20 protein-coding genes are annotated in these 25,745 nt (G+C 61.8%); 14 read left to right on the plus strand and 6 right to left on the minus strand.

Annotated elements, in window-relative coordinates; genetic code table 11:
- Positions 1-91: 91 nt before the first annotated feature.
- From rsmA to HBR94_RS16555, 4 genes are read right to left on the minus strand one after another with little or no spacing between them, the layout of a single operon-like run.
- Positions 92-904, minus strand: a complete 813-nt coding sequence (gene rsmA / locus HBR94_RS16540) for a 16S rRNA (adenine(1518)-N(6)/adenine(1519)-N(6))-dimethyltransferase RsmA (protein WP_057440316.1) — start codon at positions 902-904, stop codon at positions 92-94.
- Positions 901-1,890 carry a 4-hydroxythreonine-4-phosphate dehydrogenase PdxA gene (gene pdxA, locus HBR94_RS16545; RefSeq protein WP_057440317.1) on the minus strand — a complete coding sequence of 330 codons (990 nt, stop codon included), beginning with the start codon at positions 1,888-1,890 and terminating at the stop codon, positions 901-903. The genes rsmA and pdxA overlap by 4 nt, the downstream gene beginning before the upstream one ends.
- Positions 1,887-3,221 carry a peptidylprolyl isomerase gene (locus HBR94_RS16550; RefSeq protein WP_169960149.1) on the minus strand — a complete coding sequence of 445 codons (1,335 nt, stop codon included), beginning with the start codon at positions 3,219-3,221 and terminating at the stop codon, positions 1,887-1,889. The genes pdxA and HBR94_RS16550 overlap by 4 nt, the downstream gene beginning before the upstream one ends.
- A complete protein-coding gene (locus tag HBR94_RS16555) occupies positions 3,202-5,988 on the minus strand; it encodes an LPS-assembly protein LptD (protein ID WP_170045213.1) in 2,787 nt (928 codons plus the stop codon). The genes HBR94_RS16550 and HBR94_RS16555 overlap by 20 nt, the downstream gene beginning before the upstream one ends.
- A 130-nt stretch (positions 5,989-6,118) precedes the next feature.
- On the opposite strand from HBR94_RS16555, the gene HBR94_RS16560 reads away from it, so the two are divergent.
- The 3 genes from HBR94_RS16560 to HBR94_RS16570 are packed head-to-tail and all read left to right on the plus strand — an operon-like array spanning position 6,119 to position 8,584.
- Positions 6,119-7,144: a phosphotransferase gene (locus tag HBR94_RS16560; protein WP_170045214.1), complete on the plus strand. Its 1,026-nt coding sequence runs from the start codon at positions 6,119-6,121 to the stop codon at positions 7,142-7,144.
- Complete coding sequence (gene murU, locus HBR94_RS16565; RefSeq protein ID WP_115129125.1) at positions 7,141-7,815, plus strand: N-acetylmuramate alpha-1-phosphate uridylyltransferase MurU; 675 nt, start codon at positions 7,141-7,143, stop codon at positions 7,813-7,815. The genes HBR94_RS16560 and murU overlap by 4 nt, the downstream gene beginning before the upstream one ends.
- Before the next feature lies 1 nt (position 7,816).
- The gene (locus tag HBR94_RS16570) at positions 7,817-8,584 is read left to right on the plus strand and encodes a TerB family tellurite resistance protein (RefSeq protein ID WP_057960783.1); all 768 of its coding nucleotides are present in this window, start codon (positions 7,817-7,819) and stop codon (positions 8,582-8,584) included.
- 783 nt (positions 8,585-9,367) lie between these two features.
- Here the strand turns inward: HBR94_RS16570 and HBR94_RS16575 are convergent.
- Positions 9,368-10,345, minus strand: a complete 978-nt coding sequence (locus HBR94_RS16575; protein ID WP_169960152.1) for an alpha/beta hydrolase family protein — start codon at positions 10,343-10,345, stop codon at positions 9,368-9,370.
- 58 nt (positions 10,346-10,403) lie between these two features.
- Between HBR94_RS16575 and HBR94_RS16580 the strand changes: the two genes are divergently transcribed.
- The 10 genes from HBR94_RS16580 to trpE all read left to right on the plus strand — a co-directional run bounded on the left by HBR94_RS16580 (position 10,404) and on the right by trpE (position 22,657).
- The gene (locus HBR94_RS16580) at positions 10,404-12,800 is read left to right on the plus strand and encodes a transporter substrate-binding domain-containing protein (RefSeq protein WP_057960780.1); all 2,397 of its coding nucleotides are present in this window, start codon (positions 10,404-10,406) and stop codon (positions 12,798-12,800) included.
- Between the two features lie 68 nt (positions 12,801-12,868).
- Positions 12,869-13,498 carry a response regulator transcription factor gene (locus HBR94_RS16585; RefSeq protein WP_057440324.1) on the plus strand — a complete coding sequence of 210 codons (630 nt, stop codon included), beginning with the start codon at positions 12,869-12,871 and terminating at the stop codon, positions 13,496-13,498.
- Positions 13,499-13,723: 225 nt separating this feature from the next.
- Positions 13,724-14,836 (plus strand): ABC transporter ATP-binding protein, encoded by a 1,113-nt coding sequence (locus HBR94_RS16590; RefSeq protein ID WP_057440325.1) that lies wholly within the window; start codon positions 13,724-13,726, stop codon positions 14,834-14,836.
- Positions 14,837-14,882: 46 nt separating this feature from the next.
- Positions 14,883-15,923: an ABC transporter substrate-binding protein gene (locus tag HBR94_RS16595; RefSeq protein ID WP_170045215.1), complete on the plus strand. Its 1,041-nt coding sequence runs from the start codon at positions 14,883-14,885 to the stop codon at positions 15,921-15,923.
- 157 nt (positions 15,924-16,080) lie between these two features.
- Complete coding sequence (locus HBR94_RS16600) at positions 16,081-17,328, plus strand: ABC transporter permease (protein ID WP_057960777.1); 1,248 nt, start codon at positions 16,081-16,083, stop codon at positions 17,326-17,328.
- 12 nt (positions 17,329-17,340) lie between these two features.
- Entirely contained in the window at positions 17,341-18,168 is an 828-nt protein-coding gene (locus HBR94_RS16605; protein ID WP_029296783.1) for an ABC transporter permease, read from the plus strand.
- A 216-nt stretch (positions 18,169-18,384) separates the two neighbouring features.
- On the plus strand, positions 18,385-19,533 hold the full coding sequence (locus HBR94_RS16610) for an iron-containing alcohol dehydrogenase (RefSeq protein WP_170045216.1): 1,149 nt from the start codon (positions 18,385-18,387) through the stop codon (positions 19,531-19,533).
- Positions 19,534-19,617: 84 nt separating this feature from the next.
- Positions 19,618-20,292, plus strand: coding sequence for a ribulose-phosphate 3-epimerase (gene rpe / locus HBR94_RS16615; RefSeq protein WP_057440329.1), 675 nt, complete (start codon positions 19,618-19,620; stop codon positions 20,290-20,292).
- The gene (locus HBR94_RS16620) at positions 20,289-21,107 is read left to right on the plus strand and encodes a phosphoglycolate phosphatase (protein ID WP_170045217.1); all 819 of its coding nucleotides are present in this window, start codon (positions 20,289-20,291) and stop codon (positions 21,105-21,107) included. Before rpe ends, HBR94_RS16620 begins: the two co-directional genes overlap by 4 nt.
- A 68-nt stretch (positions 21,108-21,175) precedes the next feature.
- On the plus strand, positions 21,176-22,657 hold the full coding sequence (gene trpE, locus HBR94_RS16625) for an anthranilate synthase component I (RefSeq protein ID WP_057960776.1): 1,482 nt from the start codon (positions 21,176-21,178) through the stop codon (positions 22,655-22,657).
- Between the two features lie 152 nt (positions 22,658-22,809).
- Here the strand turns inward: trpE and estP are convergent, their stop codons facing one another.
- The gene (gene estP / locus HBR94_RS16630) at positions 22,810-24,732 is read right to left on the minus strand and encodes an esterase EstP (protein ID WP_170045218.1); all 1,923 of its coding nucleotides are present in this window, start codon (positions 24,730-24,732) and stop codon (positions 22,810-22,812) included.
- Between the two features lie 418 nt (positions 24,733-25,150).
- On the opposite strand from estP, the gene HBR94_RS16635 reads away from it, so the two are divergent.
- Positions 25,151-25,744: an aminodeoxychorismate/anthranilate synthase component II gene (locus tag HBR94_RS16635; protein WP_057440330.1), complete on the plus strand. Its 594-nt coding sequence runs from the start codon at positions 25,151-25,153 to the stop codon at positions 25,742-25,744.
- Position 25,745: the final 1 nt, after the last annotated feature.

Consider the following 25,745-nt stretch of genomic DNA (forward strand, 5'->3'; position numbering starts at 1 on the left):
TGGGTCAGTCGCTACATCCTTGGCTGACACACCGATATCGCGGGCAAGCCAGCCCCCACATGTGGATCGCGTTGCAGCAAGCCTCTGCGGCTTATTCCGCCGTCGGCGCTGGCTGGATAGCTAGCTGGTCCGCCAGACGTACAAACGCGGCCAGGTCCAACTGCTCCGGGCGCAGGCTGCCGTCGACACCGGCGGCTTCGATCTCGGCGTTGCTCAGCAATGCCTTGAGTGTATTGCGCAGGGTCTTGCGGCGCTGGTTGAACGCTTCACGCACTACCCGCTCCAGCAGGCGATGATCCTTGGCCGGATGAGGAAGGACCGCGTGGGGCACCAGACGCACAATCGCCGAATCGACTTTCGGCGGTGGATTGAACGCGCCCGGCCCGACATTGAACAGGTGCTCGACCCGGCAGTGGTACTGGACCATGATCGACAGGCGACCCCAGTCACCGCCGCCAGGGCCGGCTGCCAAGCGCTCGACCACTTCCTTCTGCAACATGAAATGCATGTCGCGGATGATCCCTGCGTTGTTCAGCAGGTGAAAGATCAGTGGCGTGGAGATGTTGTACGGCAAGTTGCCGACCACGCGCAGGCTGTTGGGGGCGGCATTGAGGCTGGTGAAGTCAAACTTCAGCGCGTCGCCCTGGTGCAGGTTGAAGTTGGGCATGCCAGCGAATTGCTGGTTGAGGATCGGGATCAGGTCCTTGTCCAGCTCAACCACATCCAGTTGGCCGCCGCTATTGAGCAGGCCCTGGGTCAGTGCGCCCTGGCCCGGGCCGATTTCCAGCAAGCGGTCTTCGGGCTTGGCATGGATGGAGCGCAGGATGCGGTCGATAACGCCGGCATCGTGCAGGAAGTTTTGCCCGAAGCGCTTGCGCGCCCGGTGTTGGTAATGCTCGGTCATATACGGGTCTCGGCCATCTGATAGGCGGTTTCCAGGGCCACGTGCAGGCTGCCGGTATCGATCTTGCCGCTGCCCGCCAGGTCCAGGGCGGTGCCATGGTCGACGGAGGTGCGGATGATCGGCAGGCCCAGCGTCACGTTGACTGCGGCGCCGAAACCTTTGTATTTCAGCACGGGCAGCCCCTGGTCATGGTACATCGCCAGCACTGCATCGCAGTGCTCCAGATATTTGGGGGTAAACAGAGTGTCCGCAGGCAATGGGCCGCGCAGGTCCATGCCGTCTTGGCGCAGGCGCTCTAGTGTCGGTTCGATAATGTCGATTTCTTCATGGCCCAGGTGGCCGCCTTCACCCGCGTGGGGGTTGAGGCCGCATACCAGGATTCGCGGCTGGGCGATGCCGAATTTTTGTTGCAGGTCAGCGTGCAGGATGCGCGTTACACGCTCCAGGCGCTCGGGGGTAATGGCATCGGCAATCTGGCGCAAGGGCAGGTGAGTGGTCACCAGTGCCACGCGCAGGCCGCGGGTTGCCAGCATCATCACCACTTGTTCGGTGTGGGTCAGTTCTGCGAGAAACTCGGTATGCCCGGAAAAGGCGATGCCGGCTTCGTTGATCACGCCTTTATGCACGGGCGCTGTGATCATCCCGGCGAAGTCGCCGTCGATGCAGCCTTGTCCGGCCCGGGTCAGAGTCTCCAGGACGAAGGCGGCGTTGGCCTTGTCCAGTTGCCCGGCGACTACCTTGGCCTGCAGCGGGGTGTCCCACACGTACAGGCTGTGGGCAGGTGCCGGCTGGTCGGGCCAGTTGCCCGGCGAAACGGGCAGCAAGTCGACAGCCACGCCCAGTTGCGCGGCCCGCTCAAGGAGCAGGTCGCGGCTGGTAATGGCAATCAGGGGGTAAGGCTGGGCTTGCGCGGCGAGCAGCAGGCACAGGTCTGGACCTATGCCGGCCGGCTCGCCGGGTGTCAAAGCGAAACGCTGGGGTTTCACTGGACTGCCTGGTCGGTGCCTGTTGTGTCGGCGCCAGGAAGCTTGTTTTCCACGTAGGCTTCGTCACGGATCTGACGCAGCCAGGTTTGCAGCTCTTCGTCGTATTTGCGGTTACGCAGTACGGTCAGTGCTTGCTGCTCACGGGCCTGGCTGGTGTTGTCGGTGGCGCGGCGGCCAAGGACTTCCAGGACATGCCAACCGTATTGGGTCTTGAACGGCTTGGACAGCACGCCTTGGGGCGTATCGTTCATGACTTGCTGGAACTCGGGCACCAGGGCTCGTGGGTCGATCCAGTTCAGGTCGCCGCCGTTGAGGGCAGAACCCGGATCTTCCGAGAAGCTTTTGGCCAGGGTGGCGAAGTCTTCACCGCCTTCGATGCGCTCATAGATCTTTTGCGCCAGTTCCTTGGTTTGAGCCTCGGTGCGGATTTCGCTTGGCTTGACCAGGATATGGCGAACATGCACTTCGTCTTTCAACGAAGTTTCACCGCCTCGGCGTTCCAGCAACTTCAGAATGATGAAGCCGCCAGGGGTGCGCGCAGGCTGGGTGATGCCACCTACTTCCATGGCACTCAGCTCACGGTCAAACGGCGGTGGCAATTGAGCAGCTTTACGCCAGCCCATGTCGCCGCCTTCGAGAGCGTTGTCGCTACCGGACTGGGCGATTGCCATCTGGGCAAAGTCGGCACCGGCCTTCAGACGGTCATAGATCGCCTGGGTCTTGGCCGCTGCGGCATTGAGTTGCTCGGCGTTGGCGCTGTCCGGTGTCGGGATCAGGATATTGGCCAGGTGCAGTTCTTCGGAGAGCTGCATCTTGCCCAGGTCCGAGGCCAGGAAGTTCTTCACTTCCTGCTCCGATACCTGCACACGTTCGGCCACACGGCGCTGACGCACACGGCTGATGATCATTTCGCGGCGGATCTGGTCACGGGCGTCCTCATAGGACAAACCGTCACGGGCCAGGGCCGCACGAAACTGATCAATGCTCATGTTGTTGCGTTGAGCGATGGTGCCGACGGCCTGGTTCAGTTCTTCGTCGGTGATGCGGATGCCGGAGCGGTCGCCAATCTGCAATTGCAGGTTTTCGACGATCAGGCGTTCCAGCACCTGCTGGTCCAGGACGCTGGTCGGCGGCACGCCACCACCACGCTTGGCGATGGTTTGCTGAACTTCCTTGACCCGTTGGTCCAGTTGGCTCTGCATGATCACGTCGTTATCGACGATGGCCACCACCTTGTCCAGCGGTTGCACTGCAGCGTGTGCCGCTGCAGTACCCAGGAACAGCGCGCCCAGCATCAGCGGGCGCAGACAATCAGAAAGCTTGATCTTCACGTTCACGATAACCTTGGATGCCTTTGTCGAGGAAGCTCTCTACCTTGGCGCCAGTCAGGCCGCCGAGTCCTTTGAGGACGATTTGGAGGAAGAGACCGTGGTCGCCTTTTTCGTTCTGCGGGGCGATCTGGGTGTATTCGTCGTTGGAAACCCAATAACGGTTGATCACGCGCAGTTTCCAGCAGCAGTTGTCGTATTCGAAGCCACCAAAGGCTTCTAGGGTACGGTTGCGTGCATAGTCATACTGCCAGCGGGTGATCAGGTTCCATTGTGGAACGATCGGCCACATCATCGAGAAATCGTGTTGCTGGATTTTGTAGTAATCCTTCTCGAAACCTGGTTGCCCTTCAGTGCCGTAATCACCACCAAACTGCCACTTACCGGTCAACTGGTTGTAGACAACCTGGTCGTTACGATAGCGATAGCCAACGTTGATAACCTTGTTCGGGTTGTCTTCCGGCTGGTAGTGGAACATCGCGCTGCCGGAGCGGGCGGCGTGACTTTCAGTGTCCCAGTTGTAATCGGCAGTGGCGCGCCAGTCGCGGTTAAAGCGGAACTCGTAGTCCAGAGCGATTGGCGAGACGTCCGACTGCGAATCTTCGCGGTCTGCGGCAACGATGCCAGGCAGTTGGACCTCGCGGTCCTTGAAATACAGCGCCTGGCCGATGGCAACACGTTGACGCTCGAAACCGTTCTCTTCGATCCAGCGGCTGGTCACGCCCAGGGACAGTTTGTTTTCGTCGCCGATCCGGTCAGTGCCCGAGAAGCGGTTGTCGCGGAACAGTGAGTTGTAGTTGAACGTGGTTTCGCTGCTATCGAACACCGGGATATCGGACTGGTCTTTCTCTGGAACATAGAGATAGAACAGGCGCGGCTCCAGGGTCTGGGTGTAGTCCTTGCCGAACCACTGGGTACTGCGGTCGAAAAACAGCCCGCTATCGACACTGGCGATTGGAATGGCGCGATCTTGCGAACTCTTGAACTTCTGGCCCGCATCAATCATTTGCTGCTTGCCAGCGCCGTCGAGATCAAGATCGTACTTGGTGTAGGCGTACTTGAGCTTTGGCGTGATGAAACCGTAACTCGAACTCATCGGCAACGATACGCTTGGAGCCGCGTTCAAGCGCGTGCCGTTTGCACGGGTTAGCCCTCTCACGTAGGTGTCCAGACGTGGTTCGCCGTTGGGGAGCGGACCTCCATCTTTATTGAAGATATTGCCAGTCCTCAAATCCCGATCAAACCGGACAGCCTCGGCGTCATAAGCAAAGTACAGCCCACCAGGACGGTAAGGCAGTGCACCATTGATGGTTAACTGCGGCAACCGGTTGTACGGAGTGATCTGGGAGATCGTCGCCAGCTCGTAGGCTTGCAAATTCAACTGAGCGGTATAGGTATCGCCGCGATAGCTGGCAGCACCTTGCTGGTTGACGAACTCACGAGACTCAACGCCAATCTGATTGGACTTCAGATCCTGGAAGTAGAACGGATCGCTGATCTTGGTGTAGTCGATCTGAGTCAACAGCCGCGAATCCAACCCGCCCTTATGCTGCCAATTGAGCATATAGCGGGTTTTGTTGTAGTCGCTCTGCTTCTTCCGCTCGTCGCTGTCATCGTTCAGGTACGCGCCGCCGAACTGACCTTCGCTGGACTTGGTGAGGTAGCGGAATTCGCCTTCCATCAACATGCCGCGCTTGGTCATGTATTGCGGGTACAACGTGGCATCGTAATTCGGTGCCAGGTTGAAGTAGTACGGTGTCACCAGCGTGAAGCCACTTTCCCCACCCGAGCTGAAGCTCGGCGGCAGGAAGCCGGACTGACGACGATCGTCAATCGGGAAGTAGATGTACGGGGTGTACAGGATCGGGATGTTCTTGACCCGCAACGTCGCGTTGGTCGCCGTACCGAAGCCGGTGGCCGGGTTCAACGTGATGTTGTTACCGCGCAGCTGCCAGGCATTGCTGTCTGGCTCGCAGGTGGTGTAGGTACCGTCCTTGAGGCGGATGATCGCGTTTTCGGCACGCTTGGCGTACAGCGCGTTACCGCGGATGCGCGACTTGTGCATTACGTACTCGGCGTTGTCGATCTGCGCGGCGCCGGTGTCCAGTTGGACCTGGGCATGGTCGCCGACGATCAGCGCGCCATTGTCGCGCATGCGCACATTGCCGTTCAGCTCGCCACGGTTCTCGGCCTGGTACAGGCTGGCCTCTTCGGCCTCGACCTGCATGCTGCCCTGACGCATGACCACGTCACCGGCCAGGGTGGCGACCTGGGTGTCCTGCTCGTAACGAGAGGCCTTGGCACCGATGAAGGTCGGCGCGTCGCTCTTGTCCGTCTTGTCGTTCATGCCAGGACGGAGCGGCTCGACGTACGCACCGGCGCAATAAGGACCGGTTTCGGCCAGTTGCGCAGCAGTGAGTTTCTCCCGAGGGACCCAGTCCAGGTGGCTGTAGTCAGCGCTGCGCGAACGCAGGCCACGGCCCTTGGATTCGGTGACCAGCTTGGTCTGCGGCACGGCTTCGGCACCAGCAGCTTCGCCTTGCGGCGTGCCGCTGGCCGAGCTGACGGCACTGCCGTCATGCACCGGGCGCGGTGGTAAAGGGGCTGCGCTGGCTTTCGGCGCGCAATCCCAGGCACCCGAAGCAGAGACTGAGCAGTCATACTGTTCCGCGGCGACCACGAATGAGGTGGCGAAGGGTTGCATGGCCAGCAGACTGCCGGTTACCAGCAACGGAAATTTTCTACGAAACGCGGGGGATTTCAATGCCATCTTATTAGTCCGGGCTTCCTGCGTGCCATCTGCCCGCGGTGTGGGCCGCACGCCTCTCGATGGTCTGAAAAAGATGCGTGATAATAAAGCATGACCCGCTTGACGGCTAGCGCCGTCGGAGACCCTTGTAATGCCCGACCAAGATCTACGTTTGCAACACCTGAAAGTCTGGCTCGATCAGCAGTTACCCGAGCTTTTCCATGCCCAGGGATGGGGGCTCGTACCCCCGGCTACATTGACTGCGGCCAGCAGCGACGCGAGTTTCAGACGGTACTTCCGTTGGCAGGGCGAAGGTCGCACATTGATCGTGATGGATGCCCCACCCCCCCAGGAAAACTGCAAACCTTTCGTCGATATCGCGAGAATGTTGGCGAAATCGGGAATAAATGTTCCGCAAATTTATGCAGAAGATCTCTCCCAAGGCTTTCTTTTGCTCAACGACCTGGGCAAAAACACCTATCTGGATGTGATTGACGGTGAAAATGCCGATCAATTGTTTGCCGAAGCCATCGACGCGCTGCTGGCTTTCCAGCAATTGCCGATGGACGCCGGGTTGCCCAGCTACGACGTGCCATTGTTGCGCCGTGAGCTGGAGCTGTTCCCCGAATGGTACGTGCGCCGGCATCTGGGCATTGAGTTCGACGAGCAGCAGTTGGCTCAATGGCAGCGGGTCAGCCAATTGCTGATCGACAGCGCCCTGGCCCAGCCCAAGGTCCTGGTGCATCGCGACTATATGCCGCGCAACCTGATGATCAGCGTGCCGAACCCTGGCGTGCTGGATTTCCAGGATGCGGTCTACGGCCCCGTGACCTACGACATCACCTGCCTGTTCAAGGACGCCTTCCTCAGTTGGCCCCAGGCGCGGGTGCGCGAATGGCAGCGTGGTTATTGGGAGCGTGCTGGCCAATTGGGCATCCCGGTGCAGGCGGACTTTGAAGATTTCCTGCGCGCCAGCGACTTGATGGGGGTGCAGCGTCACCTCAAGGTCATCGGTATCTTTGCGCGTATCTGCCACCGTGATGGCAAACCGCGCTACCTGGCGGACGTGCCGCGCTTCTTTGCCTATATAGACGCGGTGCTGGCTGATCGGCCGGAACTGGCCGACCTGGGCGAGTTGCTGGCCAGCCTGCGCCAACCGGCCGAGGCCCACGTATGAAGGCGATGATCCTGGCGGCCGGCAAGGGCGAGCGGATGCGTCCGCTCACCCTGCACACCCCAAAACCGTTGGTCCAGGCCGGTGGCAAGCGCCTGATCGAGTACCACCTGGAGGCGCTGGCGAAAGCGGGATTCACCGATATCGTCATCAACCATGCCTGGCTGGGCCAGCAAATCGAGAGTTATCTGGGAGACGGCGCGCAGTACGGCGTGCGTATCCAGTATTCGCCAGAGGGCGAGCCCCTGGAAACTGGTGGCGGAATCTTCCAGGCCTTGCCCTTGCTGGGGGAGGAGCCGTTCCTGGTGGTCAATGGCGATATCTGGACCGACTACGACTTTGTCCGCCTCAAGCAGCCCTTGAGCGGCTTGGCGCACTTGGTCATGGTCGATAACCCGCCTCATCACCCCAGTGGTGGCGATTTCTATATCAAGGATGGTTTGCTTCATGATGCAGCGCCCGGTGCCGATAACCTGACCTTCAGTGGCATTTCGGTGCTGCACCCCAAGCTGTTCGCGGGTTGCAGTGCCGGTGCCTTCAAGCTGGCGCCCTTGCTGCGCACGGCGATGGCTCAAGGCTTGGTCTCGGGGGAACACATGGATGGACGCTGGATTGACGTCGGTACGCTGGAGCGCCTGGCGCAGGTTGAAAGTCTGCTGACCGTGGGCCAGTAAGATGTTGTGGCCTGGGACTCTGATCGGCGCCGGGGCGGGTTTTGCCATCGCCAGCATTCCGGGGGCCATGTTGGGTGGGTTGCTGGGGCAGGCACTGGATCGGCGCCTGCAATTGCACAGTTGGGCCCAACTGCGCGAACGCCTGGGCGGCCGGCCGGCGCTGCGCAATGACGAACTGCTGTTTGTCCTGCTGGGCCGCCTGGCCAAGAGTAATGGGCGGGTGGTGGACGGCCATATCCAGCAGGCGCGGGTGGAGATGCGCTCGCTGGACATGAGCGAGCCGGCCCAGCGCCGGGCGATTGCCGCGTTCAACCGAGGCAAGTCGGGGACCGACCGCGTGCGCAGTTACCTGCGCGTGCTCAAGGTGCAGCCCCATGCGGCGGAAGGCGTGCTGCGCGCCTGCTGGCGCATGGTCTGGGCCGACGGCAAGGCCAGCCCCGCTGAGCGCGAGCTGATCGAGCTATGGGGCAAATGGCTGGGGTGGACGCCGCAACAACTCCAGGCACTGGCCCATGACTATGAGCCGGAACGCAAGCCCCTGGTCACCCGCGGTAGCACCTATCAAGAGGCCCTGCGGATTCTCGGGGTGACCGGCACGACAGAGCCTGCGGTCATCAAACGTGCCTATCGACGGCTGCTCAGTCGGCACCACCCGGACAAGATTGCCGGCACTGGCGCCAGCCCCGCTCAAGTGCGCGAGGCCACGGAGCGCACCCGAGAGCTGCATAGTGCCTACACGATCATTCGCGAGCAGCGGGATTTCCGCTGACCCGACCGCCTGTGGCGAGCGTGCTTGCCAAAAGTGTCCACCCTGTCCCCGCACACCCGTCAACCATGTGCCCGGTCCGTAAAAAAAGAGCCCCAAAGTAACCAAGGGGCTCCTGGTATCGGAGGCCGGGGACCCACCACTGGGCACCTCGCCTAGTCTCGGTGTGCCTGCGATCCAGTAGTGATTCGGGGGGGCGCCGAGATGGCGGTCTATCAGTCGATAGATGTATTGGCCGAGATATCTCTATCGCAGGCAAGCCAGCTCCCACAGGGGAATGCAGCTTCGCAGCTCTGGCTCTGCTGTTGCTCTGCTTTTGCTCTGCTTTTGATCTGGCTTTTGATCTTGATCTCAGGCGCCCCGTTAAACCACGCTGGCCGCAGGCAGGTATTGCGCAGTGGGCACCCCGGCATGGATGCCGGGGTAGCCGCGACACGGCCATGGATGGCCGATCGCGGCGGGCCCACGGAGCAATGCCTGACTGCGGGCATGTCGAGCCTAGGCGAGGCTCCGAGTGGTGGGGCAAGAGCCCTTTTGGTTACTTTTGGGGCTCTTTTCCAAAAGTGACCCGCCGTAAGGGCGGAACCCTAAGTGGCCGTGACCGCAGCAACGGATATGTACACAAACCCAATAACCCCAAAAGAGCGAGTTCTGTAGATCCTCATGCCCCCACAGGGCCTCTTAGGTTTGTCAGATAAACCGAGCGGCGGGTTTTAGGGCTGCTGCGCAACCCAACGCGGGCAAGCCCGCTCGCCACAACCACAACCACAGACGGGGCAGTTGGGCTCAGCTACCGCTGCTTTGCGGGCTCAACCAGCCGCGAATCCGCCGGTACAACTGTTCCTGGGCCGCTGCGCTATTCCCGGGAATAGTCTTCAACGACACCTGCTTGTAGTTGTCATTCTTCAGCCGCTTGCTCGCCTGGCTGCGCTCCAGCGCCATTTTGCTGGCCAGGGCGTTGTCCTGATAGAAGACATCGGCGGTCGCCAGCTTCAATGTCGGGGTCAGCTGTTGCAGATCCGGTTGACGGCCCACCGGCGACTGCGCCGCGACCATGATGAACTTTTGCACCTGGGCCGGTTGTTTTTCGCTCAGGTAGCGCGCAGCCCACCAGGCCCCAGTCCCGTGCCCCAGCAGCACCACGCTGCGGGCGTTCTGGGTCTGGGCATAGGCGACGGCTGCGTCGATGCGGGCGAAGATCCGTGTCGCGTCGGTCTTGTCCTGCTCATCCACGCCAGGGACCACGGCCGGGTCGGTGCCCTCGGCTTCGGCGCTGGCCGCCTGTTCGATGGGCTTGGGCGCGGCAGTGCTGGCATCTTTGCTGCTGCTGTCGACGGCTGCATCGGGAGCCTGGATCACCCGCGGCGGCAGGGTATCGACGCTCAGGTCGGGCAGCGACAGGCTCAGGCTGCTCCAGGCGGCATCCGGCAGCTTCTGGCGCAAAGGCCCGATGGCTTGCGGCCAGTCAGCCGTTTCTCCGGCGCCGGGGACGATAATCACCACACCCTGCGGTTCAGGGCTGTTCGCCGGTTTCCACAGCGCCAGGAACGACTCGTCGCCGGCCTGCAATTGTTGCTGCTCGTGGGGCGGCAGTTGTCGCTCCAGGGCCTGGGCTTCCTCCTGGCTACGCTCTGGCAGAGGCTGGCGTTCTGGTGGTTTTTCGGCGGCCGCCGGCGCGGTGTCAGCCGCCTGCACGCAAAAGGTGCTGGTAAACAGCAGCGACAGGCACAATGCTGGCAGTGTCGAACGGTGAAGCAGGGGCATAGTGGAATCCCGGCCAGAAGTGATCCCGGCAGCCTAATGGGTTGGATGTGAGATGTGAATGATGAATTTTCGCTGTCTGCTGGTTATCGGCTATCTGTGCTTGCCCTTGATGGTGAATGCCGCGCCTGCGTCTGTGGTGCCGCCGGCGGTGCTCAACCCGCAGCAGCGCGAGTGGTTGGCGCAGCACCCGCAACTGCGGGTCGGGGTGGTGTTGCAGGCGCCTTACGCGCAATACGACCGGCGCCTGCAGCGCTTGTCCGGAGCCAATGTCGAGCTGATGCAGGCGCTGGCAAAGGCGCTGAATATCGAGCTGACCTGGCGCAACTTCCCCACGCAGGAACAGTTGGAGGACGCCTTGCGCGAGGATGCAGTCGACCTCGCCCCAGGTCTGCTACAAACCCCTGCCGGCCTGCGCCTGTGGCAGTTTTCCGACCCGTATATGCGCGTGCCCCAGCACATTGTTGGCATTCGCGACGGCAGCGGCACCGTGGACCTGGAAAAACTCGATGAACAGTCCCGGGTCGCCGTGCGCATGCCCAGCGGCGTGGCGGATTACCTGCGCAGCAATTACCCCAGGCTGAACCTGCAAGGTGTGCCCCTGGAGCGCCAGGCCTTGCAGCTATTGGTCAGCCAGCAGGCGCGCTATGCGGTAGTCGATGAGGCGCAGTTGAGCCGCTTGTCGATCGAGCCCGAGTTCGCCGGTTTGGCCGTGGTCGGCGATATTGGATTGCCGCAACTGTTGCGGGTGGCCACCCGGCGTGACTGGCCAGCCCTGGCAGAGATTGTCGAGAGCGGCCTGCGCGCCATTCCAGCCCGTGAGCTGGAGCAATTGCATGCCCGCTGGCTGCAACCCAAGTACCCACGCCTGTCGGAATCACCGGGATTCTGGCAAAACCTCAGCCTGCTGCTGGGCCTGCTGTTGCTCGCGTGCCTGACGGTTGCCTTGTGGCAGCGTCGGCAAAAACATGCCCTGGAACACCAGTTGCTGGCCACGCGTGAGGAAAGTGCTGCCCGTGCGGCGGGCGCCGAAGCATTGCGTCTGACCCAGTTTTCGATTGATCAAAGTACCGTGGGTATCCTCTGGGTCAATTGGGACAGCCATGTGCGCTACGCCAACGTCGCCGCCGAAACCATGCTCGGTTACGCCCCGGGAGCGTTGATCGAGCGCCCGCTGATCGAGTTCGAACCCAATCTGAGCATGGACCGCTGGCTGAACCTGTGGAAGCGCGCCCGGGCCAGTGAAGACGGGCCGCAGAGCTTCGCCACCCAGTGCCTGCGCGCGGATGGCAGCCTGTTGCCCACGGATGTGTCCTTGAGTTTCCTGCGCTTTGCCGGTGGCGAATACCTGGTGGTGTACCTCAACGACGTCACCGAGCGCCGCCGGGCCTTGGCCGCGTTGCAGGAAAGTGAAGCGCGCCTGCAAGGCATCGCCGCCAATGTGCCAGGGCTGGTGTTTCGCCTAGAGCGTCTGCCGTTGAGCGCCGCCATCGACTTTGCCTATATCAGCGAAGGCAGTGAGCGCCTGGTGGGCTATTCGCCGTCCGTGCTCAGCCACCGCGATGTGGGGATTCGCAGTCTGGTCCACCCGGATGATCGCGCCAGTTATCACCAGACCCAGGACCAGGCCATCGACACCGAGAGCAACTGGTCGTGGCAGGGCCGCATCCTGACCCGCCAGGGAGAGCAGCGCTGGGCCGAGATCAAGGCGGTCACCCGGCGTCTGGACGATGGGGCGGTGGTCTGGGACGGGATCGTCTGGGACATCAGCGACAGCAAACGCATTGAGCTGGAATTGGATGCCTCGCGGGCGCAACTGCGCGAACTCTCGGCGCACCTGGAAACCGTGCGTGAGGAAGAGAAGGCGCGGATTGCCCGCGAAGTTCACGATGAGCTGGGGCAGATGCTCACGGTGTTGAAGCTGGAAACCTCCATGTGCGAGTTGGCCTACGCCCAGTTGGACCCAGGCCTGCACGAGCGCCTGAACAGCATGAAGCGCCTGATCGCTCAACTGTTCCAATTGGTCCGTGATGTGGCCACGGCGTTGCGCCCGCCGATTCTCGACGCCGGGATCGCCTCGGCCATCGAGTGGCAGGCCCGGCGGTTTGAGGCGCGCACACAGATTCCGTGCCTGGTGCAGGTGCCGGACAACCTCCCAGCCTTGAGTGACGCCAAGGCCATTGGCCTGTTCCGTATCCTGCAGGAGGCGCTGACCAACGTCATGCGCCATGCCCAGGCGCATACGGTGGAGTTGACCCTGGTGGTGGAGGGCGCCAATCTGCGGTTGACCATCAGTGATGATGGCGCAGGCTTCGTCCCTGCGCCGGGGCGCCCGGTGTCGTTTGGTTTGGTGGGCATGCGCGAGCGGGTGCTGATCATGGGCGGGCAGTTGACCCTCGACAGCGAACTGGGGGAGGGCACCACCCTGAGCGTTACGGTGCCGTTGGATTCGCCATAGATCCCTTGTGGGCTTGCTCGCACATTTTGAATGTCGGCGTTTAATCGCTATAGAGAGAGGAAATTGCCGTGATCCGCGTATTGGTAGCCGAAGACCACACCATCGTCCGTGAAGGCATCAAGCAGTTGATCGGCCTGGCCAAGGACCTGCTGGTGGTGGGCGAGGCGGGTAACGGCGAACAGCTGTTGGAAGCCTTGCGTCACACGCCCTGCGAGGTGGTGCTGCTGGATATCTCCATGCCCGGGGTCAACGGCCTGGAGGCGATTGCGCGGATCCGCGCGCTGAACAACCCGCCGGCCATCCTGGTGCTGTCGATGCATGACGAGGCACAAATGGCCGCCCGGGCGCTGAAGGTCGGTGCGGCTGGGTATGCCACCAAGGACAGCGATCCTGCGCTGTTGTTGACGGCAATCCGCAAAGTCGCCGCGGGCGGGCGCTATATCGACCCGGACCTGGCGGACCGCATGGTGTTTGAGGTCGGCCTCACCGATGCCCGGCCCTTGCATTCGCTGTTGTCCGAGCGCGAGTTCTCGGTGTTCGAGCGTTTGGCCCAGGGCGCCAACGTCAACGATATCGCCCAGCAACTGGCCCTGAGCAGCAAGACCATCAGCACCCATAAGGCGCGGTTGATGCAAAAACTCAACATCAGCTCCCTGGCCGAGCTGGTGAAGTACGCGATGGAGCACAAGCTCCTATAGGAGCTTATCTATTTGCGACATCGCCCAAACCCCCGGAAGCCCGTGCTTGCAGCTTGTCGCTTGAAGCTTGCTGCGCAACTGTCCCTTGCCCGCCATCCGTGTAGGGCGATCCCTACCCCGAACCTTCCATCCTGCTGATGCCAATCTCTCCTGCGCCCCGATTTCCGGGGGCTTGCGCCTGGACTACGCTAGCTCCACAGCAGTCCAAAACACAAAGGTGCGGGTATGAGCGAGGCGGATTCAAATGATGTGCTGGTCAGCTTTCGTGGTGTGCAGAAGAGCTACGACGGCGAGAACCTGATCGTCAAAGACCTCAACCTGGACATTCGCAAGGGCGAATTCCTCACCCTGCTGGGCCCGTCCGGTTCGGGCAAGACCACCAGCCTGATGATGCTCGCCGGCTTCGAAACGCCGACCGCCGGGGAGATCCTGCTGGCCGGGCGCTCGATCAACAATGTGCCGCCGCACAAGCGCGACATTGGCATGGTGTTCCAGAACTATGCGCTGTTCCCGCACATGACGGTGGCTGAGAACCTGGCGTTCCCCCTGACGGTGCGGGGCTTGAGCAAGACCGATGTCAGCGAACGGGTCAAGCGCGTGCTGAGCATGGTCCAGCTCGACGCCTTCGCCCAGCGCTACCCGGCGCAGCTCTCCGGCGGCCAGCAGCAACGGGTGGCCCTGGCTCGCGCCCTGGTGTTCGAGCCGCAGCTGGTGCTGATGGACGAACCCCTCGGTGCCCTCGATAAACAGCTGCGTGAACACATGCAGATGGAGATCAAGCACCTGCACCAGCGTCTCGGCGTGACCGTGGTTTACGTGACCCACGACCAGGGTGAAGCGCTGACTATGTCCGACCGGGTAGCGGTGTTCCACCAGGGCGAGATCCAGCAGATCGCACCGCCGCGCACTTTGTATGAAGAGCCGAAAAACACCTTCGTCGCCAATTTCATCGGCGAGAACAACCGTCTTAACGGCCGCCTGCACAGCCACACCGGCGAGCGGTGCGTGGTTGAGCTGGCGCGCGGCGAGAAGGTCGAGGCGCTGGCGGTGAATGTCGGGCAGATCGGTGGCCCGGTGACGCTGTCGGTGCGCCCGGAGCGGGTCAGCCTCAACGGTTCCAGCGAAAGCTGCAGCAACCGCTTCTCGGGCCGGGTGGCCGAATTTATCTATCTGGGCGACCACGTGCGCGTGCGCCTGGAAGTCTGCGGCAAGGCCGATTTCTTTGTGAAACAACCGATCGCCGAGCTGGATCCGGCACTGACGGTCGGCGATGTGGTTCCGATTGGCTGGCAAGTCGAGCACGTTCGCGCACTCGATCCACTTCTAGAGGCGAATTGATCGCCCCCTTGGCTTCATCCAACCCTGCACGTGGAGAGAACAATAAATGTTGAGATCCCTGAAATTGACCGCCCTGGCCATCGGCCTGGCGAGTGCTTCACAGGTCATGGCAGGTCCGGACCTGACGGTGGTGTCGTTTGGCGGCGCGAACAAGGCGGCCCAGGTCAAGGCTTTCTATGCCCCGTGGGAAAGCGCGGGCAACGGCAAGATCATCGCTGGCGAGTACAACGGCGAGATGGCCAAGGTCAAAGCCATGGTCGACACCAAGAGCGTGTCCTGGGACCTGGTGGAAGTCGAGTCGCCGGAACTGTCCCGTGGCTGTGACGAGGACATGTTCGAGCCGTTGGATCCGAAGCTGTTCGGCAACCCTGACGACTATGTGAAAGGCGCGATCCAGCCCTGTGGCGTGGGTTTCTTCGTGTGGTCCACGGTGATGGCGTACAACGCCGACAAACTGAAAACGGCCCCAACCAGTTGGGCGGACTTCTGGGACACCAAAAATTTCCCCGGCAAGCGCGGTTTGCGCAAGGGGGCCAAGTACACCCTGGAATTCGCCCTGATGGCCGACGGTGTAGCGCCCAAGGACGTGTACAAAGTGCTGGCCGGCAAGGACGGCCAGGACCGCGCCTTCAAGAAACTCGATGAACTCAAGCCGTCGATCCAGTGGTGGGAGGCCGGCGCCCAGCCGCCGCAGTACCTGGCCTCGGGTGACGTGGTGATGAGCTCGGCCTATAACGGCCGGATCGCCGCCGTGCAGAAAGAGAGCAACCTGAAAGTGGTGTGGAACGGCGGTATCTACGATTTCGACGCCTGGGCGATCCCCAAGGGCCTGAGCAAGGAGCGCGCCGAGGCGGCGAAGAAATTCATCGCCTTCTCCGTTGCACCGCAGCAACAGAAAATCTACTCGGAAAACATCGCCTACGGCCCGGCCAATACCCAAGCCGTGCCGCTGCTGGCCAAGGACATCCTCAAGGATATGCCGACTACTCCGGAAAACATCGCCAACCAGGTGCAGATTGATGTGAGCTTCTGGGCGGATAACGGTGAGCAACTGGAGCAGCGCTTCAATTCCTGGGCTGCCAAATAACAAGCCCCACCGCTTAACCCCTGTGGGAGCTGGCTTGCCTGCGATGGCAGCACCTCGGTAGACCCGACACACCGAGGTGCTGCCATCGCGGGCAAGCCCGGCTCCCACAAGGGGGCCTTTCACACGGGTTTCAACTGTAGATTTTCCGGAGTTTGCCATGGCCATCGCCGTTCCCTCGAACGAGGTCACCACCCCCAGCTTGAAGCAGCGCCTGGCGCGTGCCGAGCGGCTTAACCGCTGGAAGGCCCAGGCCTTGATCGCGCCGCTGGTGGTGTTTTTGCTGCTGGTGTTCCTGGTGCCCATCGTTGCGCTGTTGTACAAAAGCGTCGGTAACCCGGAAGTGGTCGCCGGCCTGCCGCGTACCGTGGTGGCGGTGACCGCCTGGGATGGTCGCGGCTTGCCCGGCGAGTCGGTGTACCAGGCTGTCAGCGAGGACCTGGGTGAAGCCCGGAAAAACCAGACCCTGGGCGATTTGTCCAAGCGCCTGAACATGGAGCTGGCGGGTTATCGCAGCCTGTTGACCAAAACCGCGCGGGCGCTGCCGTTCAGCGAAGTGCCGGCCTCTTATAAAGAAGCGCTGGAAAACCTCGACGAACGCTGGGGCGACCCCGCGTACTGGCAGGCCATCCGGCGCAACACCAGCAGCCTCACGCCTTATTACCTGCTGGCGGCGGTCGATCATCGGATCGACGACCTCGGCGAAGTCGCGCCGGCCACGCCGGACCAGGCGATTTACCTCGATATCTTCGCCCGCACCTTCTGGATGGGCCTGGTGATTACCGTGTGCTGCCTGCTGCTGGCCTATCCGCTGGCGTACCTGCTGGCCAACCTGCCGGCGCGGCAAAGCAACCTGTTGATGATCCTGGTGCTGCTGCCCTTCTGGACCTCGGTGCTGGTGCGCGTGGCCGCCTGGATTGTGCTGCTGCAGTCCGGCGGGCTGATCAACGGCGCGCTGATGGGCCTGGGCATCATTGATAAGCCTCTGGAGTTGGTGTTCAACCGGCTGGGGGTCTACATCTCCATGGTGCATATCCTGCTGCCGTTCATGATTCTGCCGATCTACAGCGTGATGAAGGGCATTTCACCGACCTACATGCGTGCGGCGATCTCTTTGGGTTGTCACCCATTCGCCAGTTTCTGGCGGGTGTACTTCCCACAGACCTACGCGGGTGTGGGTGCCGGTTGCCTGCTGGTGTTTATCCTGGCGATTGGCTACTACATCACCCCGGCCCTGCTGGGCAGCCCGAACGACCAGATGGTCAGCTACTTCGTGGCGTTCTACACCAACACCAGCATCAACTGGGGCATGGCGACTGCGCTGGGCGGCTTGCTGCTGCTGGCGACCGTGGTGCTGTACCTGATCTACAACTGGCTGGTGGGCGCCAGCCGCCTGCGCCTGAGCTGAGGAGCGCCTGAAATGTCCAGCAGTCCTTATATGTCACCCATCGAGCGGGTGTGGTTCTACAGCTTGCGGATCCTCTGCGGCCTGATCCTGTTGTTCCTGATCCTGCCGGTGCTGGTGATCATCCCGCTGTCGTTCAACTCCGGGAGTTTCCTGGTGTACCCGCTGCAGGGGTTTTCGCTGCACTGGTACCAGGACTTCTTTGCCTCGGCGGAATGGATGCGCGCCTTGAAGAACAGCATCATCGTCGCCCCGGCGGCCACGGTGCTGGCGATGGTGTTTGGCACGTTGGCTGCTATTGGCCTGACCCGTGGCCACTTCCCCGGCAAGGCGCTGGTGATGGCCCTGGTGATTTCGCCGATGGTGGTACCGGTGGTGATTATCGGCGTGGCGAGTTACTTGTTCTTTGCCCCGCTGGGGCTGGGCAACAGTTTCTTTTCGCTGATCGTGGTGCATGCGGTGCTGGGCGTGCCCTTTGTGATCATCACCGTGTCGGCGACCTTGCAGGGCTTCAACCACAACCTGGTGCGAGCCGCGGCCAGCCTGGGGGCGTCGCCGTTGACCGCGTTTCGCCGGGTGACGCTGCCGCTGATTGCGCCGGGCGTCATTTCCGGGGCGCTGTTTGCCTTTGCCACATCGTTCGATGAGGTGGTGGTGACGCTGTTCCTCGCCGGGCCCGAGCAGGCCACCTTGCCTCGGCAGATGTTCAGCGGCATCCGCGAAAACCTCAGCCCTACCATTGCCGCAGCGGCGACCTTGCTGATTGCCTTCTCGGTGGTGCTGTTGCTGACCCTGGAGTGGTTGCGTGGGCGCAGCGAAAAACTGCGGACGGCGCAGGTCTGACTGCTGAAACCCGATCACCTGTGGGAGCAGGCTTGCCTGCGATGGCCTCGACTCGGTACACCTGATGCACCGAGTCGAGGCCATCGCAGGCAAGCCAGCTCCTACATTGACCGCGCCCGCTTTGAATGACCCAACCATTCAGCCGCTGAATGGCAGACAACCCGCATTCCCCAGCTATTCTTGTGCCAGCCCACCAATTTATAAGAGGCCGCGCACATGAGTACCTCCTCATTCAAGATCGCCCACAAATTGCTCACCGGCCCAGGCGCCATCGAGCAATTGGCCGCCGAGCTGACCCGGCTGGATATCGACAACCCGTTGATCGTCACCGATGCTGCGCTGGTCAAGTCCGGTACGGTGCAACTGGCATTGGCGCAGTTGGGTGATCGGCCTTACGAGATCTTCGACCGGGTGCTGCCCGACCCGGAGATCGCCATCGTCGAAGACTGCATGCAGGCCTACCGCGAAGGCGGGCATGACGGCCTGATCGGCGTGGGCGGTGGCAGTGCCATTGATATCGCCAAGAGCGTCGCCGCCTATGCCGGTTATCACGGCGCACTCGAGGATTTGTTCGGTGTGGACCAGGTGCCGCGCAAAGGCCCGCCGCTGATTGCCATTCCCACCACGGCCGGCACGGGGTCGGAAGTGACCAATGTGGCGATTCTGTCGGACAAGGCCGCGCAATTGAAAAAAGGCATCGTCAGCGACTACCTGCTGCCGGATGTTGCGCTGATCAGCCCGCAAATGACCCTGACCTGCCCGCGCAGTGTTACGGCTGCCAGTGGTGTGGATGCCCTGGTGCATGCCATCGAGTCCTATCTGTCCCTGAACGCCTCGCCAATCACCGATGCCCTGGCCATTGGCGCGATCAAGTTAATCGCCAACGCCTTGCCCAAGGCCTACGCCAATCCGGCCAACCTGCAGGCGCGTGACGATATGGCCACGGCCAGCCTGATGGCCGGCATGGCCTTCGGCAATGCCGGGGTGGGGGCGGTGCATGCGCTGGCCTACCCGTTGGGCGGGCGTTTCAATATTGCCCACGGGGTGAGCAACGCGTTGCTGCTGCCCTATGTGATGCACTGGAACAAGCTGGCCTGCGTCGAGCGCATGCAAGATATCGCCCAGGCCATGGGGGTGAATGTCACGGGCTTGAGCGTCAACGATGCAGCGGACCAGGCGGTGGAGGCCATGACGCGACTGTGCGCCGCAGTGGAGATCCCTAGCGGCTTGCGCAGCTTCGGCGTGCCAGAGGAGGCGATTCCGACCATGGCCTTAGAAGCCGCGGGAATCGAGCGCCTGATGCGCAACAATCCGCGCAAGCTCAGTGCGGCGGATATCGAGAAAATCTACCGCGCCGCGTACTAGTCATTGAGTCAGGTCACGGTGCGCGCAACAAAGCATGAGGTATACAATGCGCGCCATCGTGATTTAGCTCAGAAAAGGTGCGTCATGCAGCCCTTCGTAATTGCTCCATCGATTCTCTCCGCCGACTTCGCCCGCCTGGGCGAGGAAGTGGACAACGTGTTGGCCGCCGGTGCCGACTTCGTGCACTTCGATGTCATGGACAACCACTATGTGCCGAACCTGACCATCGGCCCGATGGTTTGCGCCGCGCTGCGCAAGTACGGCGTGACCGCGCCGATTGATGTGCACCTGATGGTCAGCCCGGTGGACCGCATCATCGGCGACTTCATCGAAGCCGGTGCGACCTACATCACCTTCCACCCGGAAGCCACGCTGCATGTCGACCGCTCCCTGCAACTGATCCGCGAAGGCGGCTGCAAGGCTGGCCTGGTGTTCAACCCGGCGACCCCGCTGGACACCCTCAAGTACGTGATGGACAAGGTCGACATGGTCTTGCTGATGAGCGTCAACCCGGGTTTTGGCGGGCAGAAGTTCATTCCCGGTACCCTCGACAAGCTGCGTGAGGCCCGTGCGCTGATTGACGCCTCTGGCCGCGATATCCGCCTGGAGATCGACGGTGGGGTCAACGTCAACAACATCCGTGACATCGCGGCGGCGGGCGCCGACACCTTCGTCGCCGGCTCGGCGATCTTCAACACCCCTGACTACCAGGCCGTGATTGCCAAGATGCGTGAAGAACTGGCGCTGGCGCGTCCATGAGCGGTTTTGAGCAGCTGTTCCCCGGTAAATTGCCGCGGCTGGTGATGTTCGATCTGGACGGCACCCTGGTCGATTCGGTGCCGGACCTGACGGCTGCGGTGGATCACATGTTGCTCAAGTTGGGGCGCAAGCCTGCCGGTATCGAATCGGTACGCGAGTGGGTCGGCAACGGCGTGCAGATGCTGGTGCGCCGTGCGCTGGCCAATCACATTGATGCCGAAGGTGTCGATGAGGTGGAGGCCGAGCACGCGCTGGAACTGTTCAACGCGGCCTACGAAGACGGCCACGAACTGACCGTGGTTTACCCCGGCGTGCGCGACACCCTCAAGTGGCTGCACAAGCAGGGCGTGGAAATGGCCCTGATCACCAACAAGCCGGAACGCTTCGTCGCGCCGCTGCTGGACCAGATGAAGATCGGCCGGTATTTCCGCTGGATCATCGGCGGCGATACCCTGCCGCAGAAAAAACCGGATCCGGCGGCGCTGTTCTTTGTGATGAAAATGGCCAATATCCCGGCGTCCCAGTCGCTGTTTGTCGGCGATTCGCGCAGCGATGTGCTGGCGGCGAAAGCGGCGGGGGTCAAGTGTGTGGCCTTAAGCTATGGCTACAACCATGGCCGGCCGATTGCCGAAGAGTCGCCGGCGCTGGTCATTGATGACCTGCGACTGCTAATCCCCGGTTGCTTGGGAGTGGGCGCTGAGATAACGTTGCCCGACGCTGTCCCATCCCCTTCTGGAAATCCCATCGTGGTGGTCACTCGCAAACTCTGGATGAAAGTCATCAAGGCCCTGGCCCGCTGGCGTTGGCGCGCCTGACTGATCCTGGCCGCGCTGCGGCACGTTTGCATACCTGACTGTTAGACCCTCACGCCACGAGGCACCCCATGATCCGCGAAGAATTCCTGCGTTTGGCCGCTGCCGGCTACAACCGCATCCCCATGGCCCGGGAAACCCTGGCCGACTTCGATACGCCGCTGTCGATCTACCTGAAACTGGCCGACGAGCCCAATTCCTATCTGCTGGAATCGGTGCAGGGCGGCGAAAAGTGGGGCCGTTACTCGATCATCGGCCTGCCGTGCCGCACGGTCCTGCGGGTGCATGACCATCACGTCAGCATCACCCATGATGGCGTCGAGATCGAAAGCCACGATGTGCAAGACCCGCTGGCCTTCGTCGAAGCCTTCAAGGCGCGCTACAACGTGCCAACCATTGCTGGTTTGCCGCGTTTCAATGGCGGCCTGGTGGGGTATTTCGGCTACGACTGCGTGCGTTACGTGGAGCAACGCCTGGGCAAATGCCCGAACCCCGACCCGTTGGGTGTGCCGGACATCCTGCTGATGGTTTCCGACGCGGTGGTGGTGTTCGACAACCTGGCCGGCAAGATGCACGCGATTGTGCTCGCTGACCCGACCCAGGCCGATGCGTTCGAGCAAGGCCAGGCCAGCCTCGAAGCGCTGCTGGACAAGCTGCGCCAGCCGATCACCCCGCGTCGCGGCCTGGACCTCAGCCGTCCGCCGGCGGCCGATCCGGTGTTTCGCTCCAGCTTTACCCAGGATGACTACGAGCGCGCGGTCGATACCATCAAGCAATACATCCTCGCCGGTGACTGCATGCAAGTGGTGCCGTCGCAGCGGATGTCCATCGACTTCAAGGCGGCGCCCATCGACTTGTACCGGGCGCTGCGCTGCTTCAACCCGACGCCGTACATGTACTTCTTCAACTTTGGCGACTTCCACGTAGTGGGCAGCTCGCCGGAAGTGCTGGTGCGCGTCGAAGACAACCTGATCACCGTGCGCCCGATTGCCGGCACGCGCCCCCGTGGCGCGACCGAAGAGGCCGACCTGGCACTTGAAGAAGACCTGCTGTCCGACGACAAGGAAATCGCCGAGCACTTGATGCTCATCGACCTGGGGCGTAACGACACCGGACGCGTTTCGGAAATCGGCTCGGTGAAGCTCACCGAGAAGATGGTGATCGAGCGTTATTCCAACGTGATGCACATTGTGTCCAACGTCACCGGCGAGCTGAAGGCCGGCCTGACGGCGATGGACGCGCTGCGCGCAATTCTGCCGGCGGGCACCTTGTCCGGCGCCCCGAAGATTCGTGCGATGGAAATCATCGACGAGCTGGAGCCGGTCAAGCGTGGGGTCTACGGCGGCGCCGTGGGTTATTTCGCGTGGAATGGCAACATGGACACCGCCATTGCGATCCGCACGGCGGTGATCAAGGACGGCGAACTGCATGTGCAGGCGGGTGGCGGGATTGTCGCCGACTCGGTGCCGGCCCTTGAGTGGGAAGAAACCCTGAACAAGCGCCGGGCGATGTTCCGTGCGGTGGCATTGGCCGAGCAGACCCCGCAAGACTGACGGTCGATCCCGATCTAAATGTGGGGTTGGGCTTGTGTGGGAGCGGGCTTGCCCGCGATGGCGGTCTGTCAGTCACCGATGTAGTGACTGAACCACCGCTATCGCGGGCAAGCCCGCTCCCACATGGGTTTTATGTTGTTTTTAAGGCCGTATTAGAAATCCAGGCTCACTCCGACACTGAACCCTTGCTGGGTCAGGCTGTCATCCTTCCTCACGTTATACGCCGCGCGCAGTGCCAACTCCTGGGTGAGCTTGTGGCTGACCCCGAGACTCAAGCGATCCGAATTGCTGCGAGGGGTGTAGCCGTCGAGTTCGAAGCCGATCCCCTGCACGCTGTTGAGCGAAATATTCACCTTTTGGGTGTCATTTTCGAACTCATGCTCGTGAGCCACTTCGCCAAAAACCTGGGTTTGCGGGGTGACGCGGTAGCTGCCCTGCAGGCCAACGCCCAGGCGTTTGGAGTCGCGTTGCTGGTCGGCAAAGGTCAGCGCGGTGGAGCGGCTGCCTTTTTCCGAGTAGCCATCGACTTCGATTCGCGCATAGTCGGCGCTGATGAACGGCGACAGGTGCCAATCGCTGCCGATCCCGGCAATGTCATAGCCCACACGGCCGCTCAAGGCCCAGAGCCAGCCGTCGGTATCACCTTTTTCTGAGCCTTCGCTGACGCCCAGGGCGAACTTGCGCTTGAGGCTGTCGAAGTCCAGCCGGCCGCCGGTCAGCGAGGCATCGGCCCACCAGTGATTGTGCTGATACTGCGCGAATGCGCTGCCCATGTAGCTGTTGAGCTTGTAGTCCGAGTCGCTGGCGCCGGCTTCGAGTGTCTGGCGATACAGCCCGGCCGCGACACCTACGCGCCAGCTGTCGTCGAGACGATAGCTGCCGCCGACATTCAGGTTGTAGCCACTGCCGTCGCCACTGGCCGAGCTGCCTTGACCGTCGAAGTCCAGGCGCTGACCACCACCGGCGACAATTGCGCGCCATTGGCCGACGGCTTGCCAGTTGCCGTTGTCTGCCTGCCACTGGTTACGCAGCTCATCCTGATGGGCGCGCAGGGTGCCTTGGGCCATTTCTGGCAGCAGGCTCAGCTCCCAGGGGGCGGCGAGCAGCGAGTAGGCATAGTCGGCAATCAAGCGTTGCCCGGCGACGGTGGGGTGGACCGAGTCGTTGTAGATCAGCTTGGTCGGGTCCGGCTGGGTGCCGCCGATGCCATACGTCGGGTTGGCGGTGCAACTGTTGCCAGTGAAGCAGGTGCCGGTAAGGTTCTGCCCGGTCGCCAGGCCAAATCGGCCTGGGTCGGCGAAGGTTTCCTGCAACAGCAGTGGAATATTCAACGGGATGATCTGGGCGTCGATCTGCGACAGGCGCTGTACCAGTGCCTGGTTGAAAATAGTGCTCAGGGCGGACGTCCCAGCCTGCTGCGGCGTGCCGTTGATGGCGGGTGTCAGGCCTAGGTCGGGCAGCATCCACACCATGATGTAGCGCGCACCGGCTTGTTGCAGAGCCTGGGCGCTGTCGGCCAGGCGCCCGCCTGCGGCAACGGCTTGGCCTGGACTGAGGACGCGCTGTTGCAGGAAGTCATTACCGCCACCGGACAGAAAATACAGCGCGTTGGGGTCGGCCCGCCCACCGTTTGCCGGCAGATAACCCTGGCGACTGCGTAAAACAGTGCCCGCGCCCGCATTGCCGGGGGGGATCGCCGTGTCGGAGACTGAGGTGATGGAATCCAGGATGTTGTCGGTACGGTAGCCACCGACCGCCCAGTTATTGCCGTCAGGCAAGCCTTGCGCGGCGCGAACCGGCGAGGTGGAGGCGTTCAGGTCGTTTGGCGCTACACCCAGTTTGGAGCCCAGCAGGGTCGATGAAACCAGGCCGTAGTCACCCTGGAATGTGGGGCCGGTACGGTTGGTAAAACGCAGGGTGGCACCGGACACACCATCGGGGAACTGGCCGGAGTCCGCCAGGCTATCGCCAAAAACCACCATGGTTGAATAAGGTGACGGTGCTGCAAACGCCTGCGCGCAGGCCAGTGCCAGGAGGCATCCGGCAAGGGGCGCAACAAAAGATGGTCTGAGCATAGGGATTCCATATGATTGTTTTTGTATCGGAAGTGAAACACTAGCAATGTAGAGGGAGTTTTCTGTCAGGAAAATCGTTTTTTCTTACAAAACCTTCGTCATGCCCCCCGTATTTGCTGCTCTATATTGCACCGCTGGCGAGGCTACGTTACTGTGCGGGAACGTATGAATGAGACCCTCCCCGTGTTGATCATCAGCAAACTCTTGATGCGAGTAGTCAAGGCACACGCCCGTTGGCGTTGGCGCGCCTGAATTTTCTCTGCCGGCCCGGCCGGACCTGTACCGATTTGCCTTCTTCACCCTTTGTTCGACGCCCCTTGCCGGCTGACCCTGGCAACCGGAACGTGCGTCTGGCAGCGGGTCATGCTCCTGGAAGGCGGTCATTCGAAATCAGTGAATTCAAGAGGTTTGAACCCACATGTTGCTGATGATTGATAACTACGACTCCTTTACCTACAACGTTGTGCAATATCTGGGCGAGCTCGGTGCCGAGGTCAAGGTGGTGCGCAACGATGAAATGACGGTGGCGCAGATTGCTGCCCTGAACCCGGAGCGTATCGTGGTTTCCCCAGGCCCCTGCACGCCGACTGAGGCGGGTATCTCCCTGGAAGCCATCCGTTTTTTCGCCGGCAAGCTGCCGATTCTCGGGGTTTGCCTGGGCCACCAGTCCATCGGCCAGGCATTTGGCGGCGACGTGGTGCGTGCCCGCCAGGTGATGCACGGCAAGACCAGCCCGGTGTTCCATAATGATCAAGGTGTGTTCCAGGGCTTGAACCTGCCGGTGACGGTGACCCGTTACCACTCACTGGTGGTCAAGCGCGAGACCTTGCCCGAATGCCTGGAACTGACGGCCTGGACCCAGCTGGAAGACGGCTCGGTCGACGAGATCATGGGCCTGCGGCACAAGACACTGAATGTCGAAGGGGTGCAGTTTCACCCTGAATCAATTCTGACCGAGCAGGGCTACGAGCTGTTCGCCAACTTTCTCAAGCAGAGCGGCGGCACGCGCTAAG

The sequence above is a fragment of the Pseudomonas sp. WS 5412 genome, from assembly GCF_012985615.1.
In the GTDB taxonomy this organism is placed as follows: domain Bacteria; phylum Pseudomonadota; class Gammaproteobacteria; order Pseudomonadales; family Pseudomonadaceae; genus Aquipseudomonas; species Aquipseudomonas shahriarae.